At 30.3% G+C, this 16,004-nt stretch carries 19 protein-coding genes and 1 other annotated feature; of the genes, 11 read left to right on the top strand and 8 right to left on the bottom strand.

Annotated elements, in window-relative coordinates:
• The first annotated feature begins 7 nt into the window (after nucleotides 1–7).
• From atpD to mscL, 6 genes are all read left to right on the top strand, one after another.
• The gene (gene atpD / locus KEC48_RS11480; protein ID WP_087357804.1) at nucleotides 8–1,414 is read left to right on the top strand and encodes a F0F1 ATP synthase subunit beta; all 1,407 of its coding nucleotides are present in this window, start codon (nucleotides 8–10) and stop codon (nucleotides 1,412–1,414) included.
• Nucleotides 1,401–1,802, top strand: a complete 402-nt coding sequence (gene atpC / locus KEC48_RS11475) for an ATP synthase F1 subunit epsilon (protein WP_087357805.1) — start codon at nucleotides 1,401–1,403, stop codon at nucleotides 1,800–1,802. The genes atpD and atpC overlap by 14 nt, the downstream gene beginning before the upstream one ends.
• Before the next feature lie 83 nt (nucleotides 1,803–1,885).
• Entirely contained in the window at nucleotides 1,886–2,194 is a 309-nt protein-coding gene (locus tag KEC48_RS11470; protein ID WP_211962376.1) for a PTS sugar transporter subunit IIB, read from the top strand.
• Nucleotides 2,195–2,261: 67 nt separating this feature from the next.
• Nucleotides 2,262–3,086, top strand: coding sequence for an N-acetylmuramoyl-L-alanine amidase (locus KEC48_RS11465; protein WP_211962374.1), 825 nt, complete (start codon nucleotides 2,262–2,264; stop codon nucleotides 3,084–3,086).
• A gap of 61 nt (nucleotides 3,087–3,147) precedes the next feature.
• On the top strand, nucleotides 3,148–4,581 hold the full coding sequence (locus KEC48_RS11460) for a polysaccharide deacetylase family protein (protein ID WP_087357807.1): 1,434 nt from the start codon (nucleotides 3,148–3,150) through the stop codon (nucleotides 4,579–4,581).
• A gap of 74 nt (nucleotides 4,582–4,655) precedes the next feature.
• Nucleotides 4,656–5,051 (top strand): large conductance mechanosensitive channel protein MscL, encoded by a 396-nt coding sequence (gene mscL / locus KEC48_RS11455; protein ID WP_087357808.1) that lies wholly within the window; start codon nucleotides 4,656–4,658, stop codon nucleotides 5,049–5,051.
• 42 nt (nucleotides 5,052–5,093) lie between these two features.
• Here mscL and KEC48_RS11450 read toward each other — a convergent pair whose 3' ends face one another.
• The 6 genes from KEC48_RS11450 to KEC48_RS11425 form a co-directional block, all read right to left on the bottom strand.
• A complete protein-coding gene (locus KEC48_RS11450; protein ID WP_087357809.1) occupies nucleotides 5,094–5,330 on the bottom strand; it encodes a zf-TFIIB domain-containing protein in 237 nt (78 codons plus the stop codon).
• A gap of 76 nt (nucleotides 5,331–5,406) precedes the next feature.
• Nucleotides 5,407–6,777 carry an aldehyde dehydrogenase gene (locus KEC48_RS11445; protein ID WP_087357810.1) on the bottom strand — a complete coding sequence of 457 codons (1,371 nt, stop codon included), beginning with the start codon at nucleotides 6,775–6,777 and terminating at the stop codon, nucleotides 5,407–5,409.
• The gene (locus KEC48_RS11440; RefSeq protein WP_211962372.1) at nucleotides 6,767–7,936 is read right to left on the bottom strand and encodes an iron-containing alcohol dehydrogenase; all 1,170 of its coding nucleotides are present in this window, start codon (nucleotides 7,934–7,936) and stop codon (nucleotides 6,767–6,769) included. The genes KEC48_RS11445 and KEC48_RS11440 overlap by 11 nt, the downstream gene beginning before the upstream one ends.
• An 11-nt stretch (nucleotides 7,937–7,947) precedes the next feature.
• Nucleotides 7,948–8,406, bottom strand: a complete 459-nt coding sequence (locus tag KEC48_RS11435; protein WP_087245141.1) for a hypothetical protein — start codon at nucleotides 8,404–8,406, stop codon at nucleotides 7,948–7,950.
• Between the two features lie 81 nt (nucleotides 8,407–8,487).
• Nucleotides 8,488–8,757: a hypothetical protein gene (locus KEC48_RS11430; protein ID WP_087357812.1), complete on the bottom strand. Its 270-nt coding sequence runs from the start codon at nucleotides 8,755–8,757 to the stop codon at nucleotides 8,488–8,490.
• Between the two features lie 88 nt (nucleotides 8,758–8,845).
• Complete coding sequence (locus tag KEC48_RS11425) at nucleotides 8,846–9,187, bottom strand: DUF4299 family protein (RefSeq protein WP_211962370.1); 342 nt, start codon at nucleotides 9,185–9,187, stop codon at nucleotides 8,846–8,848.
• Between the two features lie 172 nt (nucleotides 9,188–9,359).
• Nucleotides 9,360–9,558, top strand: a binding site (T-box leader).
• Here KEC48_RS11425 and metG point away from each other — a divergent pair.
• Nucleotides 9,521–11,515, top strand: coding sequence for a methionine--tRNA ligase (gene metG / locus KEC48_RS11420; protein ID WP_283092242.1), 1,995 nt, complete (start codon nucleotides 9,521–9,523; stop codon nucleotides 11,513–11,515). (Overlaps the previous feature by 38 nt.)
• Before the next feature lie 37 nt (nucleotides 11,516–11,552).
• On the opposite strand, the gene KEC48_RS11415 is transcribed toward metG, so the two are convergent.
• Complete coding sequence (locus KEC48_RS11415) at nucleotides 11,553–12,509, bottom strand: hypothetical protein (RefSeq protein ID WP_211962366.1); 957 nt, start codon at nucleotides 12,507–12,509, stop codon at nucleotides 11,553–11,555.
• Between the two features lie 135 nt (nucleotides 12,510–12,644).
• Here KEC48_RS11415 and KEC48_RS11410 point away from each other — a divergent pair, with 135 nt between their 5' ends.
• The 4 genes from KEC48_RS11410 (at nucleotide 12,645) to KEC48_RS11400 (ending at nucleotide 14,505) form a co-directional block, all read left to right on the top strand.
• The gene (locus tag KEC48_RS11410) at nucleotides 12,645–13,289 is read left to right on the top strand and encodes a YggS family pyridoxal phosphate-dependent enzyme (protein ID WP_211962363.1); all 645 of its coding nucleotides are present in this window, start codon (nucleotides 12,645–12,647) and stop codon (nucleotides 13,287–13,289) included.
• The gene (locus tag KEC48_RS11405) at nucleotides 13,264–14,058 is read left to right on the top strand and encodes an HD domain-containing protein (protein ID WP_211962361.1); all 795 of its coding nucleotides are present in this window, start codon (nucleotides 13,264–13,266) and stop codon (nucleotides 14,056–14,058) included. Before KEC48_RS11410 ends, KEC48_RS11405 begins: the two co-directional genes overlap by 26 nt.
• A 69-nt stretch (nucleotides 14,059–14,127) precedes the next feature.
• Nucleotides 14,128–14,259, top strand: coding sequence for a hypothetical protein (locus KEC48_RS16380; RefSeq protein WP_283092191.1), 132 nt, complete (start codon nucleotides 14,128–14,130; stop codon nucleotides 14,257–14,259).
• An 87-nt stretch (nucleotides 14,260–14,346) separates the two neighbouring features.
• Complete coding sequence (locus tag KEC48_RS11400; RefSeq protein WP_158093981.1) at nucleotides 14,347–14,505, top strand: hypothetical protein; 159 nt, start codon at nucleotides 14,347–14,349, stop codon at nucleotides 14,503–14,505.
• A 34-nt stretch (nucleotides 14,506–14,539) separates the two neighbouring features.
• Here KEC48_RS11400 and KEC48_RS11395 read toward each other — a convergent pair whose 3' ends face one another.
• Nucleotides 14,540–15,856: an amidohydrolase gene (locus tag KEC48_RS11395; RefSeq protein WP_211962359.1), complete on the bottom strand. Its 1,317-nt coding sequence runs from the start codon at nucleotides 15,854–15,856 to the stop codon at nucleotides 14,540–14,542.
• Between the last annotated feature and the right edge of the window lie 148 nt (nucleotides 15,857–16,004).

Raw genomic sequence — 16,004 nt, 5'->3', positions numbered from 1 at the left:
GTGCAGCATGTCAAATATAGGAAAAATCGTACGTGCAGTCGGACCCGTTGTTGATATTGTTTTTGATGATGGACATTTACCATCATTAAATACTGCAATTGAAATTCAAAATAATGATGAATTATTGACGGTAGAAGTTGCTCAACATATTGGTGATGATGTTGTACGTTGTATTGCGATGGGATCGACTGATGGTTTAAAAAGAGGATTAGAAGCTAAAGATACACAACATCCTATTTGTGTACCTGTTGGAAATGAAACGTTAGGAAGAATGTTTAACGTCTTAGGGCAACCTATTGATGAAAAAGAAGCATTACCTGATGATATTCAAAAAATGCCAATTCATAGAAATGCCCCATCATATGCCGATCAAAAAACAGAAACAGAAATTTTAGAAACAGGAATAAAAGTTATTGATTTAATCTGTCCATATATTAAAGGTGGAAAGATTGGTTTATTTGGTGGAGCAGGTGTTGGTAAAACAGTTTTAATTCAGGAATTGATTAATAATATTGCTACGCAACATGGTGGATTATCAGTATTTGCTGGAGTTGGAGAACGTTCAAGAGAAGGTAATGATTTGTATTATGAAATGAAAGAAAGTGGTGTTTTAAATAAAACAACACTTGTCTTTGGTCAGATGAACGAACCTCCGGGATCACGTTTAAGAGTTGGTTTAACAGGATTGACAATGGCAGAATATTTTAGAGATGAACAAAATCAAGATGTTTTATTGTTTATTGATAATATTTTCCGTTTTACTCAAGCAGGTTCAGAAGTATCTGCCTTGTTAGGACGTGTTCCATCACAGGCCGGTTACCAACCAACACTTGCGACAGAAATGGGACAATTACAAGAACGTATTACATCAACAAAGAAAGGGTCTATTACTTCTGTACAGGCTGTCTATGTTCCTGCTGATGACTTGACAGACCCTGCCCCAGCGACAACTTTTGCCCATTTGGATGCTAGAGTTGTTTTGGATCGTTCTATTGCTGCGTTGGGTATTTATCCAGCCGTTGATCCATTGAATTCATCATCACGTGCATTGGATCCATTAATTGTTGGAAAAGAACATTATGAAGTTGCTCATGGTGTTCAACAGATTTTACAAAGATTCCAAGATTTACAAGATATTATTGCTATTTTGGGTATGGATGAATTAAGTGAAGAAGACAAAGTGACTGTTGCTAGGGCAAGACGTGTTCGTAATTACTTGTCACAACCATTTACTGTTGCTTCACAATTTACAGGATTGGAAGGAAAATATGTACGTGTAGAAGATACAATCAAAGGATTTAAAGAAATTCTTGAAGGGAAATGGGATCATTTACCAGAACAGGCTTTCCATAATGTAGGTTCTATTGAAGAAGCAGTTGCAAAGGCAAAGACATTAACAAATGACAACATTTAAATTAAAGATTGTAACACCTGCTGGTGTTTATAAAGAAACTGATGTTGAGATGTTAAATCTACGAACAGCAACGGGACAAATTGGTATTCTTGCTCATCATATTCCTTTGGCAAGTCATATTGAAATATCTGAAATGAATTATATTGATGAAAATCATGAAAGACAATATTTTGCAATTGCAGGTGGTTTTGTATATGTTGGTGAAAATGATACGACAATAATCACTAGTGCTATTGAATCAGTAGATGAGATTGATTTAGAACGTGCGAAAAGTTCTAAACAAAGAGCAGAAGAAAGATTGAAATCATCACAAAATATTGATGTTTTACGTGCTGAAATAGCATTAAAGAAAGCAATCACAAGAATTAACGTGAAAACAACACACTAACATAGAGATTTTTTCTCTATGTTTTTTTAAAATATTTTACATCTTCAATTGAAATTGGTATAGTTATAGATGGAGGAATAGCTATGAAAATTTTATTAGTATGTTCTGCAGGAATGTCAACAAGTTTATTAGTTGAAAGAATGTTGGCATCTGCAAAAGAAAGACATTTAAATGTTGATATTGAAGCCAGACCAATTGCTGATACTGTTATTTATGGAAAAGATGCAGATGCAATTATGTTAGGTCCACAAGTTCGTTTTCAAGAAGATCACATTCGTTCATTATTTGATGAAACAAAACCAATTGCTGTTATTGATATGAAAGATTATGGAATGATGAATGGAAAAAAAGTTTTACAAGATGCTTTAGATTTAATTGAATCTAAAAAATAGTCATATCGAGATTTTCGGTATGATTTTTATTTTCTCAATAAATAAAAAAATTATTTTATTTGAATATATGACAAAAAATGATAAAATAACAACGATTATAAAAGGAAGTGATGATGTGGTTAGAAAAAAGAAAAAATTAAGAGTAGAAAGAGTTATTATTGTATGTGTTGTTGCATTGGTTATAGGGTTTGGTCTATATAAAGGAATAACATGGGCGTTTCAAAGTATAACGTCATTATTAACACCTGATGTTCAAGAAGAAGTCGTAGAGCCAGAAATTGAAAAACCTAAAAATTATATTGCAACAGTTGTGATTGATCCGGGACATGGAGATTGGGATCCGGGAGCTAATGTGGGTAATGTATTAGAAAAAGATATTTCCCTTACAACATCAAAAGCAATTGAACAAGCTTTAGATGAAGCAAATATTAAAGCCGTTTTAACAAGAGAAACGGATATTTCATTATCCGATAATAAGATTGATGATCTGAAAAAAAGAGCTGCGAAAAGTGCTGAAAATAATGCCAATTATTTTGTTTCTATTCATGTGAATTCTTTTGATGAATCTGATGAAGTATCAGGCTTTGAAATTTATAAAAAAAATGATGAAAGTCATAGCTTAGCACAAAATATTGGTAAAAACATTGAAATATTAAATTATTCTAAAAATAGGGGAATATTAGATGGAGGAAAGTCTTTACAAGTATTAAGAGATAATATGGTTCCATCAGTTCTTATAGAATTGGGCTATTTAAATAATGATAATGATTATAGTTATTTAAGTAATGATGAAAAATTACAGGAAATGGGAAAAGCTATCGCAAAAGGAATTATTGAAGAAGTACAAACTCATCTTTTAGACAATTCAACACAGAATAATATAAATAAGTAGAAATATCCACAAAAATTTCAAAACTATTTGATATGATGGTCAGTAAGGAAAGGTGTTAAATATGAGTTTAAAATTAAAGAAAAATGTAAAAAGAAATTTCATATTATTAGCTGGTGTTTTATGTATTGTGGTTATGATGTTTTTTGTGTTTCGATTATTCAATAAGCCAAACATTCAGTTTAAAAAGAATCAAATAGATATAGAAATTAATGAGAAATTAGCTGATCCATTGACTTATATTGAAAAGGTGAATGGAAAGTATAAAGAGAGTGATATTAAAATTGATTCAAGTCAAGTAAATACAAAAAAATTAGGTGAGTATAAGATAAAATATACACTGAATGATAAAGAATATGATTTATTAGTTCATGTTGTAGATACAAAGGCACCAACATATAAAACAAAGAATTTAGATATTGATGTTGGAATGAAAGTTGATATAAAAGATGTTGTATCTGATATTAAAGATTCTACAAAAACAAAAGCATATTTTAAAAAGGATTATGATTTTACCAAAGAAGGTCAACAAAAAATGACTGTTGTTGTAGAAGATGAAGCAGGTAATAAAACAGAAAAAGAAATAGAAGTGAATATTGTTAAGGATAAAGAAAAGCCTCAATTAAAAGGATTACATGATTTGACTGTAAAAGTGAATGGAGAAGTAGATTATCTTTCTGGTTTATCAGCAACAGATAATCGAGATCCAAAGCCTGAAGTGACAGTTGATTCAAGTGAAGTGAATTTGAAAAAAGAAGGGACTTATAAAGTTAAATATACAGTTAAAGATCGTAGTGGAAATACAGCAACTTTTTCAAGAAATGTTAAAGTTTTAAAAAAGGTTGTTTCCAAAGCTGTACCAGCTTCTCAAGAAAAGATTGTTTATCTAACATTTGATGATGGACCATCACAAAATACAAAGAAAATTCTTGATATATTGGAAAAATATAATGCAAAAGCAACATTCTTTGTCACTGGTAATGGAAAGAAATATAACAAATATATTAAAGAAGCTTATGAAAAAGGACATACAATAGGATTACATACTTATTCACATAAATATGATCAAGTTTATGCTTCTGTTGATGCTTATTTTGAAGACTTAAATAAAATTGGACAAATGGTTAAAGAACAAATAGGATTTGTTCCTAAATATATTCGTTTTCCGGGAGGAAGTTCAAATACAAAATCTGCAAGTTATTGTAAAGGATTAATGACAACATTAGTGACAGAAGTCCAAAATAGAGGTTATCAGTATTATGATTGGAATGCTGATTCAACAGATGCTGCAAGAAACAATCAGGCTGTTTCAGTCCTAGTGAAAAATGGAACATCAAGTAAAGCAAAAAATATTAATCTTTTAATGCATGATACAGCTGCAAAATCAACAACAGTGGAAGCTTTACCAAAGATTATTGAACATTATCAAAAATTAGGATATACTTTTAAAGGTATTGATGATACATCATTTACACCTCATCATGGGGTTAATAATTAGAGTCAAAAACTGACTCTTTTTATTTTCTATTATCAAAAAATATGTTATTCTGTCTAAAGAAAAGAGGCGAGTTTATGAAAAAGTTTATTAATGAATTTAAACAATTTGCAATGCGTGGAAATATGCTCGATATGGCTATTGGGGTTATCATTGGTGGTGCTTTTACGGGAATAGTGACATCATTAACTGATAATTTTATAAACCCTATTTTAAATTTCTTTACTGGTGGAAGAATCTATTCTTTACAAGATATAGCTGGTTTTGCTTCATCATTCATTTCATCAGTTGTTAATTTCTTGATTATGGCATTTATTTTGTTTTGTTTATTAAAGATGTTTAATAGATTAATGTCAATTGGTAAGAAAGAAGAACCAGTTGCTCCAAAAACAAAAATATGTCCTTATTGCCAATCAGAAATCCATATACAAGCTTCACGTTGTCCACATTGTACATCACAGTTAGAAAAATAAAAACCGCAAGAACAGCTTATGTCGCTTATTCTTGCAGTTTTTTTATTCTCCACCAAAGATTTCAAGAATATCTAATAAGGTAGAGCTTTTTTTCTTTTTATGTGATTTGTCATGATCTTTAGATGCATGTTGTTTTTGTTCTCCTGAAGCTCTTGCAATGATTTTATCTAGTTCACCACGATCTAACCAGATACCTCTACATTCAGGGCAATAATCAATCTCAACACCATGCTTTTCACTCATTAATAATGTGACATCTTTACATACGGGACATTTCATAATTTATACCTCCAAATGAATGATATAAAGATATTATACATGATTTTGTTTAAGGATATGTTAAGATTGTGTAAAATTATTTCACAAACATACGAATCAATTTATCTTTAAAAGAATTATAAGGATAATAACGCATTGGTAAATCAATCCATGTTGCTTTTTTTACAATACTTCTTGTATGTGAGAAAGTTTCAAAACTCTTTTTACCATGATAAGCACCCATACCACTATGCCCTACACCACCAAAACCAAGTTCACTTGTTGCAAGATGGATAATTGTATCATTGATACAACCACCACCAAAGCTACAATGTTTTAATAGTTTCTTTTGAATGGCTTTATCATGCGAAAAGATATAGAAAGCTAAAGGTTTTTCTCTTTGGTTGATAAAAGCTATAGCTTCATCTATATGTGAATAAGTCAGAATAGGAAGAATAGGACCAAAAATTTCTTCTTGCATTAATGGATTATTTTGATCAACATGATCTACAACCGTTGGTTCTATTTGTAAAGTTTCTGGATTTCCTGTTCCACCAATCACGATATCTTGATTTTCTAATAAATGAGAGAGTCTATCAAAATGTTTTTGATTAATAATCTTGACAAGCTGACTATTATTTAATGGCTGATCTCCAAAAAACTCTTGAATAATATCTTTCATATGTTGAATGAACATATCCTTATATTCTTTTTTAATCAATAAATAATCAGGAGCAACACATGTTTGACCAGCATTTAAGAACTTACCAAAAGCAATACGTTTAGCAGCCAGTTTTAAGCTTTTATCATCATCAACGATACAAGGACTCTTACCACCTAATTCTAATGTAACAGGCGTTAAATAGCGACTGGCTTTTTCCATAACAAGTTGACCTACAGTCACACTACCAGTAAAGAATATATAATCAAAACGTTGTTCTAAAAGCTCAGTATTTTCAGCTCTACCTCCTTCTACAACTGCCACATATTTTTCATTACAACTTTCATCAATCATTTGTTTAATGACATGTGATACATGAGGAGCATAGGCACTTGGTTTAATAATGACAGTATTTCCAGCAGCTATAGCTCCTATTGCTGGTTCAACCGATAACATAAAAGGATAATTCCAAGGACTCATAACTAATGTGACACCATAAGGTTCATAAGATTCAAAGCTTGTTCCATAAAATTGAGCTAAAGGTGTCCAGACATATTTGTTTTTACTCCATTTTTTAATATGTTTTAACTGATAATTTAATTCACTTAAAACCAAACCAATTTCACACATATAAGATTCTACTGCATCTTTATTTAAATCTTTTTTTAAAGCATCAATAATACGATTTTGATGTTCTAAAATCCAAGTTTTTATAGATTTAAGTGTTTGTATTCTATGGTTTACATCTTTTGTATATTGTGTTTGATAAAACTCACGTTGTGTTTGAACTAATTCTTTAATATCCATAATGACCCTCCAATATATTACGAATGTCTTGTTTATTTGCATACTTATTATTAACAATCAATGCCCCATCATTTAATGCTTTTTCTATGACTTCGTCTATATGTTCATTTAAATTTTCAATACTTTCTAAAGAAATAGGAAGATTTGTCTTTTCATGTAAAGTCTGTAATAAAGAAGCAATATAATCAATAGCTTTTTGTCCTAATTGTTCTTTTGGTGTTTGACTATAAAGTTCTTTTTGTCCAAGATATAATAATAAATCCCCATATAAGTCTTTATTGACTTCAAGATTATAACGCATACAAGGAACTAATAACATACTCATTGCATCACCATGTGCAATATGACAGACAGCACCTAAAGCATGACCAATCGCATGAACAATACCAACCATTGAATTTGAAAAAGCACATCCTGCTTCATAAGAAGCTAAAGCTAAATTCAGTCGAATGTTTTCATCTTTAGGGTTTTCAACAACTTTTAAAATATTTTGTGATATGGTTTGGATAGCTAAAATTGCATAGGCATCACTGATAGGATTTTTTTGTGAACATGTGTAAGCTTCAATCGCATGTGTTAAAGCATCAATACCAGTAGAAGCTGTTGTTTTTAATGGAAGATTTTGTGTTAAAACAGGATCAAGAAAAGCCACATGACTTTGAATGTGTTGAGAAATAATTTCTAGTTTGACTTGCTTTTCAGGATGACTGACTACAGCAACACATGTCGCTTCACTACCAGTACCACTTGTTGTTGGAATAGCAAAGAATGGCACATCTTTACCAAGTTTTAAATCTTCAAAACCTAAAATATCTTCAATGGATTCACATTCCTGTGATAACATCAAATAAACACCTTTAGCAGTATCTAGAACACTTCCACCACCTAAAGCAATCAATCCATCACAATTTTCTTTAATATAATAATCTTGAATATCTTCAATTGTATGAATAGAAGAATCAACAGGAATATCTGTATATAGACTATAATCTAATGATAAATGTTTGGTAAGAATATCAACATATTTGAGTTGATATAAAACATGGTCTGTTAAAATCAGAGGATGTTTCATATGATATTGTTGACATTCGTATTCAAGTTGGCTTAAAGCATTTTGCCCAGCACATACCTTTGTTTTATTGACAAATTCAAAATACATAATAATCCCTCCTAAGCAAATAAAGCTTTTATATAAATCAATAAAGTCGGTTTATATTTCTTTTCCTGATGATTTAAAATACGTTTTGTCATAAAACGAGGGAAAAGATAAGTTTCCACCAAATCAACACATCTGACAAATCTCATACTTTCAAAAACATCTCCTCTTAAAGAAAAACGATGTTCTAAATAAGCACTCTTGACACTCATCATACCTGTAAAAACAAGCAAAGCTGTCTGAATGCTTTTAAAGGTAATACAAATATCAGGTTTTACATTTTTGACTTTCTGCAATCCTTTTTGATATGTGTACTTGATTGTGATGGAAGGTCCATGCATGACTTGTAATGTTAAAACTTTATCTTGTTTCCATCCGTCTAATTCCTCTTTCATACGTGGATCATCATGATAAAGAACTTTCATACCACGATATAAAAACTGCATCACAACCCAAATAATCAGCTTTTTCATATGCACTCACTCCTTATCAATATTATAACATTTAAAAAAGTGATAGTAAAAAGATAAAACTTGACCATTATTTTTTATACATTATCCTTTTCCCCTCATTATGTTTATTGTTTCAATAATGATAAGAACAATATAAATAATCAAAGTTATGATATATATAATAGAATAAGAAGAAATAAAAGAGATGACACTATCTCTTTGCGTGTTGATAATCAGTAGATAAATCAATAACAAAGCAGTGAAAAGAGAATTAGCTTTTTTTAAATGCTCTTGGTCACGATATTTTATATTCAAAATCTTGACTATGATACAAGAAACAACAATGAACTCTAAAATAATACCTAAAATCATTATTTTTCACCTTTCTTTCATGTATTCCATATCTGTTTTTGATGAGATCATTCAAACAATAACAAGATTATCATTATGATGTGTTGTTTTATAAGCTCTTTAATTCATCTAAAGTTAATCCTCTTACTAAAATAAAATTGCTATCTTCAGCAAGGATATAAGGCTGTAATTTCTTTAAAGCCATAAAATAATCCATATCACCTATCATAGAATCATTTGTCGCATCGATAAGAGCGATTCTCCATTGTGATATACGCTGACCTTCAACTTCAAAATGTATTTGAGGCTGTTTTAAGAACATTGTTTTCACACCTTCAGTTAAACTCATCGCACCAAATACACTCCCATCAGACTGCTTATAAAAATGGGGTGTGGCTTTATAAGCATCTTCCCAAACGTCAATCTTTTTCTTTTTGTTAAATAAACCCATAAAATCAGTCCTTTCTATTCTTATTTATTTTATTATATCATTATAATTGTTATGAAATCATTTATTTCGTTTATTTAAATAGAAAAGATAGATCTCTATTTTGTGGTTTATAAAAATAGTTATGAAACTTTATTGACTTTAAAAAAAATATTTGATAATGTTTAAGAGTATAAAAAAGGCAAAGAACAGCAGAGATTAAAAGGGCGTTGTAGAGAACTGATGGTTGGTGCAAATCAGGACATAACTTTTATGAAGATGGGCTGGGAGCTGTTATCTTGAATAGTGAGAGATAAACGTTAACTGCGTTAAAGTTTTGAGGGTATATCGACAGATATAAAAAAAGGTGGTACCGCGTATAATACGTCCTTTTATAAGGACGTTTTTTATTTTGAAGGAGGAGATATGATGAAAGATCCAAAAGATTATTATTTAACTACGGCGATTACTTATACTTCAGGGAAACCACATATTGGTAATACGTATGAAATTATTTTAGCTGATGCTATTGCAAGAAGTAAAAGACAGGAAGGATACAATGTTTATTTTCAGACTGGAACTGATGAACATGGGCAAAAGATTGAGTTAAAAGCTCAAGAAGCTGGTATTCCGCCTAAACAATTTGTTGATGAAAAAGCAGCTGTTGTCAAAGAAATTTGGGATATGATGGATACAACATATGATCGTTTCATGAGAACAACAGATGAATATCATGTAAAACAAGTACAGAAAATCTTTAAGAAATTATATGATCAGGGAGATATTTATCTAGGACATTATGAAGGAAAATATTGTACAGCATGTGAATCATTCTTTACTGAATCTCAATTGGTTGATGGAAAATGTCCTGATTGTGGTGGAGAAGTTCATGATGCCAAAGAAGAAGCTTATTTCTTTAAATTATCTAAATATGCTGATCGTTTAATCAAACACATTGAAGAACACCCTGAATTTATTCAACCTGTTTCAAGAAAGAATGAAATGATGAATAACTTCTTAAAACCAGGTTTACAGGATTTATGTGTTTCACGTACTTCATTCAAATGGTCTATCCCTGTAGACTTTGATCCTAAACATGTTGTGTATGTATGGATTGATGCTTTAACAAACTATATTACAGGACTTGGCTATGATGTTGATGGAAATCATGGTGAATTATATAAGAAATATTGGCCAGCAGATTTACATTTAATTGGTAAAGATATCGTGAGATTCCATACGATTTATTGGCCTATTATGTTGATGGCTTTAGATATTCCTTTACCAAAACAAGTTTTTGGACATCCTTGGTTATTACAAGGTGAAAGTAAAATGTCTAAATCTAAAGGAAATGTAATCTATGCAGATGATTTGGTTAAAATTTTTGGTGTCGATGCTGTCAGATACTATGTTTTACATGAAATTCCTTATGACAACGATGGAAGTATCACATGGGATTTATTAGTTGAACGTATTAATTCTGATTTAGCTAATATTTTAGGTAACTTAGTCAATAGAACCATTGCCATGACAAATAAATACTTTGATGGTATTGTGACAAATCCACAAGTCAATGAACCTGTTGATGATGAATTAAAAGAAATCGCTTTAGCTATGCCAAAGAAAGTTCAAGCTTATATGGATGAATTTAAAGCATCTAAAGCCTTAGATGAAATCTTTGTTTTATTAAGAAGAACAAATAAATATATTGATGATACAATGCCTTGGGCACTTGCAAAAGATGAAAGCAAGAAAGATCGTTTGGCTACAGTTCTTTATAACTTAATTGAAGCGATTCGTTTTGCAGCGATTGCCTTAGAACCTTATATGCCTTCAACATCTACAAAGATTTTAGATCAAATCAATACAGATCAAAGAAACTTCTTAGATTTAAATACTTTTGGTTTATATCAAGAAGGAACAAAAGTCACTGAAAAACCACAACAGTTATTTGCAAGATTAGATCCTAAAGAAGTAGAAAAGAAAGTTGAAGCTTTATATCCTCAAAAAGAAGAAAAACAAGAGGATGAAAACCAAATTACAATTGATGATTTTGCGAAAATTGAACTTGTTGTCGGAACAGTTGAAAAATGTGAAAAACATCCTGATGCTGATAAGCTGTTAGTTTCTCAAATCAATATTGGTAAAGAAACAAGACAGATTGTCAGTGGTATTGCTGACTTCTATACACCAGAAGATATGATTGGTAAGAAAGTTATTGTTGTATCTAACTTGAAACCTGCAAAATTAAGAGGTGTTGAATCTCAAGGTATGATTCTTGCAGGATCTAAGAAAAAAATGTTAGAACTTGTGTCTGTAGAAAACTTACCAAATGGTACAAAAATAAGATAAAAACACAAGACCATAGAAATGGAATCATTTCTATGGTCTATTTTTTAAATAAGAAACGATATGATTTTATGTTTCTCACTAATTTATATAATGAAATAAAGTAGATAAAGAATAAAGCTGTAATAATAAATGCATTAACAAGAATATATTGAAAATTTGTATTTATAGGTAATAAATATTGACTTAAAAAATGAGAATTCACAACAAAGATTGTTAAAGAAACAATAGTAAATAAATTAATGATAAAGCTATATTTTAAATATTTTTTGGTATATATTTTTTTGGTCATATCTATAAAATAATCAAAAATAATGATCATAATAAATGGTTGAAAGAAATAGGTCATCATATGAATCATTTGATATGATTCATGTTGTATTTTAATAATAATATCACTAGAAAAGAAAAAACCATAACAAATAAAGAAAGCAATAAATATAATCATAAAGATGGTTTCAATAGTATGATTTGGATAATGGGATGGATGGGGTAAATGATCCAGATCTTGTATATTCCAACGGAGATTTAAATCTTGAGGAATAGGCTCTTTTTTATCCAATATGATTAAAGCTAAGATTGCTATGGCAATGATACCAATCATTATAATGATTGGATAAGAAAGAAAAGCTTCAAAGATAGATGAAGTATTCATTGTTGTCACAACATTGTTTGTTGATTGAAATGATAAACAACCAAATTGTTCAAGATAATAAATCGTTGATAAAGAAAGATAGATTCCTGAAATAATAAAAACAAATTTTTCAATGAGATTGACAATATATGGATTAAAATGATGAAAAACGATAGGACGATAACCATAAGAATAAGCGACACTTAAGGGATGCCCATAACTTATAAGAAGATCTTCCATATCTTCATATTGGTGTACAGATTGACTAATTTGTTGTTTTAAATCATGATAAACATATTGACGTTTTTGACCGAAGAAATAAGAACAGACAGCACCTAAATATCTTTCTAATAAATCATTCATTGACTTCACCTCATTTATGAATCCATTATAACACGATTTTATGAACTCTTTTTGATAAATGTATGATTTTATAATTTAAGTTATGTTAAAAAGATTATATAATAGAAATATCGAATAAAGATGGGAGGCTTTTTTATGTATGTCAATGAACAAGCAGTAAAAGAAATATTAGAGAAAGTGAAACCAGCTAAACTTGTTGCAGCAACAAAATATGTTGATGAAAAAGAAATTGAAAAATTAGAAGAATGCGGATGTATTTATTTTGGTGAAAATAGAGTTCAGGCTTTTTTGGAAAAATATGAACAATATCATGGTCAAGGACATTGGCATTTTATTGGAACATTACAAAAGAATAAAGTGAAATATATTATTGATAAGGTTGATTTGATTCATTCTATGAATAGTTATCATTTGATTGATGAATTAGAAAAACAGGCAAAAAAACATGATTTAAAAGTTCATATATTATTACAAGTAAATATTGCTAGAGAGGAAAGCAAACATGGGTTTGATATAGAAGAAATGGATGAAGTGATGAATTATTTGATGAAATGTCCATCTTTGATTGTTGATGGACTGATGATGATGGCACCAAATATTGAACCAGAAGATACACGAATTTATTTTAGACAGACAAGAGAATTATTAGAAAGATTAAAAGAAACATATCCACAATATCCATTACATGAATTATCAATGGGTATGTCACAAGACTATCAGATTGCTTTAGAAGAAGGGGCAACAATAGTCAGAATTGGCAGAGCTTTATTTCATGAGTAACAGTCTTTATAATTTATATCATGAATTTATTCCTAATTATGTACAGGATATAATGAAAACATCTCTTTTTCAAAGATTGAAAGATGTGGGTATGAATTGTGGTATGGAGTATACTCAGTTTGAACCATTTAAAGATTGTCGAGGTGTATCAAGATATAATCATAGCATAGGAGTCGCTTTGATTGTTTATCATTTTACACACGATAAACATCAAACGATTGCTGCATTACTTCATGATATAGCCACACCTGTATTTGCTCATGTGATTGATTTTATGTATCATGATTATATACATCAAGAAACAACAGAAAATTTAACAGAGGAAATGATTCAAAAGAGTTTAGAACTTCAATCTATTTTTGAATATTATCATATTGATAGTGATAAAGTCATGAATTATCATGATTATCCCATTGCTGATAATGATACACCCCAATTATCAGCTGATCGTTTAGAATATACATTATCAAATGCAGTCTATTATAAAATAATGACTAAAGAAGAAATAAGCAATATTTATAAACATGTTCAAGCCAATGATTCCAAAGACGAATTGATTTTTGATGATTTCAAGATAGCTAGACTATTTACTCAAGTGATGTTGAAATGCAGTTTATGTTATACAAGTGATGAAAATCGTTATTGTATGGAATATCTTGCAAGATTAATGCGTTTAGCTATAAATCATCATGTTTGTTCATATGATGATTTATATACAACCGAAACACAAGTTATCCAAAAATTAATAAGTCATTCCTTAACAAAATAACTTTATGAAAATTATACACACTTTCATAAAGTTCTGAGATCTTCATTTCCTCAAACTGGATATTTAAAGGTGAACGCTAAAAAAAGATATATTAATCCTATAGTCAATCATCAACGTATTTTAGATATTGATTCAAAGCTCAATGCACTCGTTCAGGAATATTTAAGTGATAATTTTGAACGTTATATAAAAGCTATATAAAATTATTTCATTAGAATATTTTCAAAAAAGTGCGAGAAAAAAAGTTCAGGAAAAACATTCAAACAATATGAACAAATTCTTTCTTATATGGAATATGGACAATGGTATAAGGTAAAAGATTTTATAGATATTTTGGGTGTTAAGGAAAGACGTGTTCAAACATTATTAAAAGAACTAGTAGAAAATGAAAAACTTATTGATAATGGTGTAACCAAAGGAAAACGTTATAAGAAAGCTAATAAATAATGAAAAGGCATAAAAGATACTTGATTTGTATCTCTTATGCCTTGTTTTCATGAGAAAGATAATAGATAAGACTTGCAAAGATGCGAGGTCCTAATGCTAGAACTTTTTCATCAAAATCAAAAGCATCATTATGAGGGGAAGAAGTCATAGGTGTTAAAAGTTTCATGTAAGTGGCTTTACCACCATGAGCTTGAACACGTTCCATGAAATATGAAAAGTCATCACTACCCCCAAGTGGACTTAAATTATAAGGTGGTAATTTTAGATCAGGAAGATACTGTTGACACATAGAGCGAATGGTATTCATGAAGTCATCGTCACAGTTGAGAGCATAGGCTTTACCCATTTCTTTGATTTCTACAACAGTATCATGCATACGTGCAGAACCTTCAATAATATCTCTGGCATAGATTTCCATATAGCGATTGAGTTCACTTGTCACCCCACGAACTTCAATTTCAAGTTTAGCTGTTTCAGGTACAACGTTTCTTCCCGTTCCTGCATGAACAGTTCCTACATTAACACGTGTTTGACCATCACTGTTACGAGGAATAGAGTGTAAATTTAAAATACAGTTGGCAGCTGATAATAAAGCATTTTTTCCAAACTGTGGTGATTCAGCAGCATGAGTCGAAACACCATGATAAGTAATATCAAGTTTTGTGGTCGCAAAAGATTCATCCATACCAAAATACAAATCATAAGGTTGATCTTCTTGAGGCATAATATGAGCTGCACAAATATAATCAACATCATCTAAGAATCCACTTTCAGCAATACTTCTGGCTCCCATAACACCTTCTTCAGCAGGCTGAAATATAAGTTTGATTGTTCCATGTAAATGGTCTTTGATGTTCATAAGTATTTTAGCTGTTGTAAGTCCAATCGAAGTATGTCCATCATGTCCACAGGCATGCATTGTTCCACGATGAACAGAAGCAAAGCCTTGTGTAAAAGGATAATGGCTTGAAGAAGATTCTTCAATGAGGCCTAAAGCATCAATATCAAATCTTAAAGCAAGAGTAGGACCATCTCCACATTTTAATACACCTGCCACGGCAGTCATTCCCATTTTAACTTTTTCCAAATAGTAAGGATTTGCTCCCTGCTTTTGAGCACGGTGGTAATTTAAATGTAAAATTGTTTCTGCTGGCACACCCATACGTGCTTCTTTTTTCATAATATCTTCACCAACAAGCACTTCGTATCCTAATTCCTCTAATGTAGAAGCAATATAACAGGCTGTTCGCATTTCTAACCAGCCTTTTTCAGCATACTTATGTAAATCACGACGACAATTTACAGTATCAGGATAATATAACTTTGCAAGTTCTTTTATTTTTTCATACATATGTATCTCTCCCTCTTTTCTTTATTGTACCAACATCAAATTTGAACATCAAATAATATCGTTTATTTTTAAGAAATAGACAAATAAACAAAAAAATTGACAAATGAGATAAAGTTGTATAAAATGCTCATAGTGTGAGGTAAATAAA

The organism is Clostridium sp. C1 (assembly GCF_018223625.1).
Lineage (GTDB): Bacteria > Bacillota_I > Bacilli_A > Erysipelotrichales > Coprobacillaceae > Allocoprobacillus.
The sequence above is the reverse complement of the archived record's forward strand: the minus strand, read 5'-3'. Positions and strand labels throughout refer to the sequence as shown.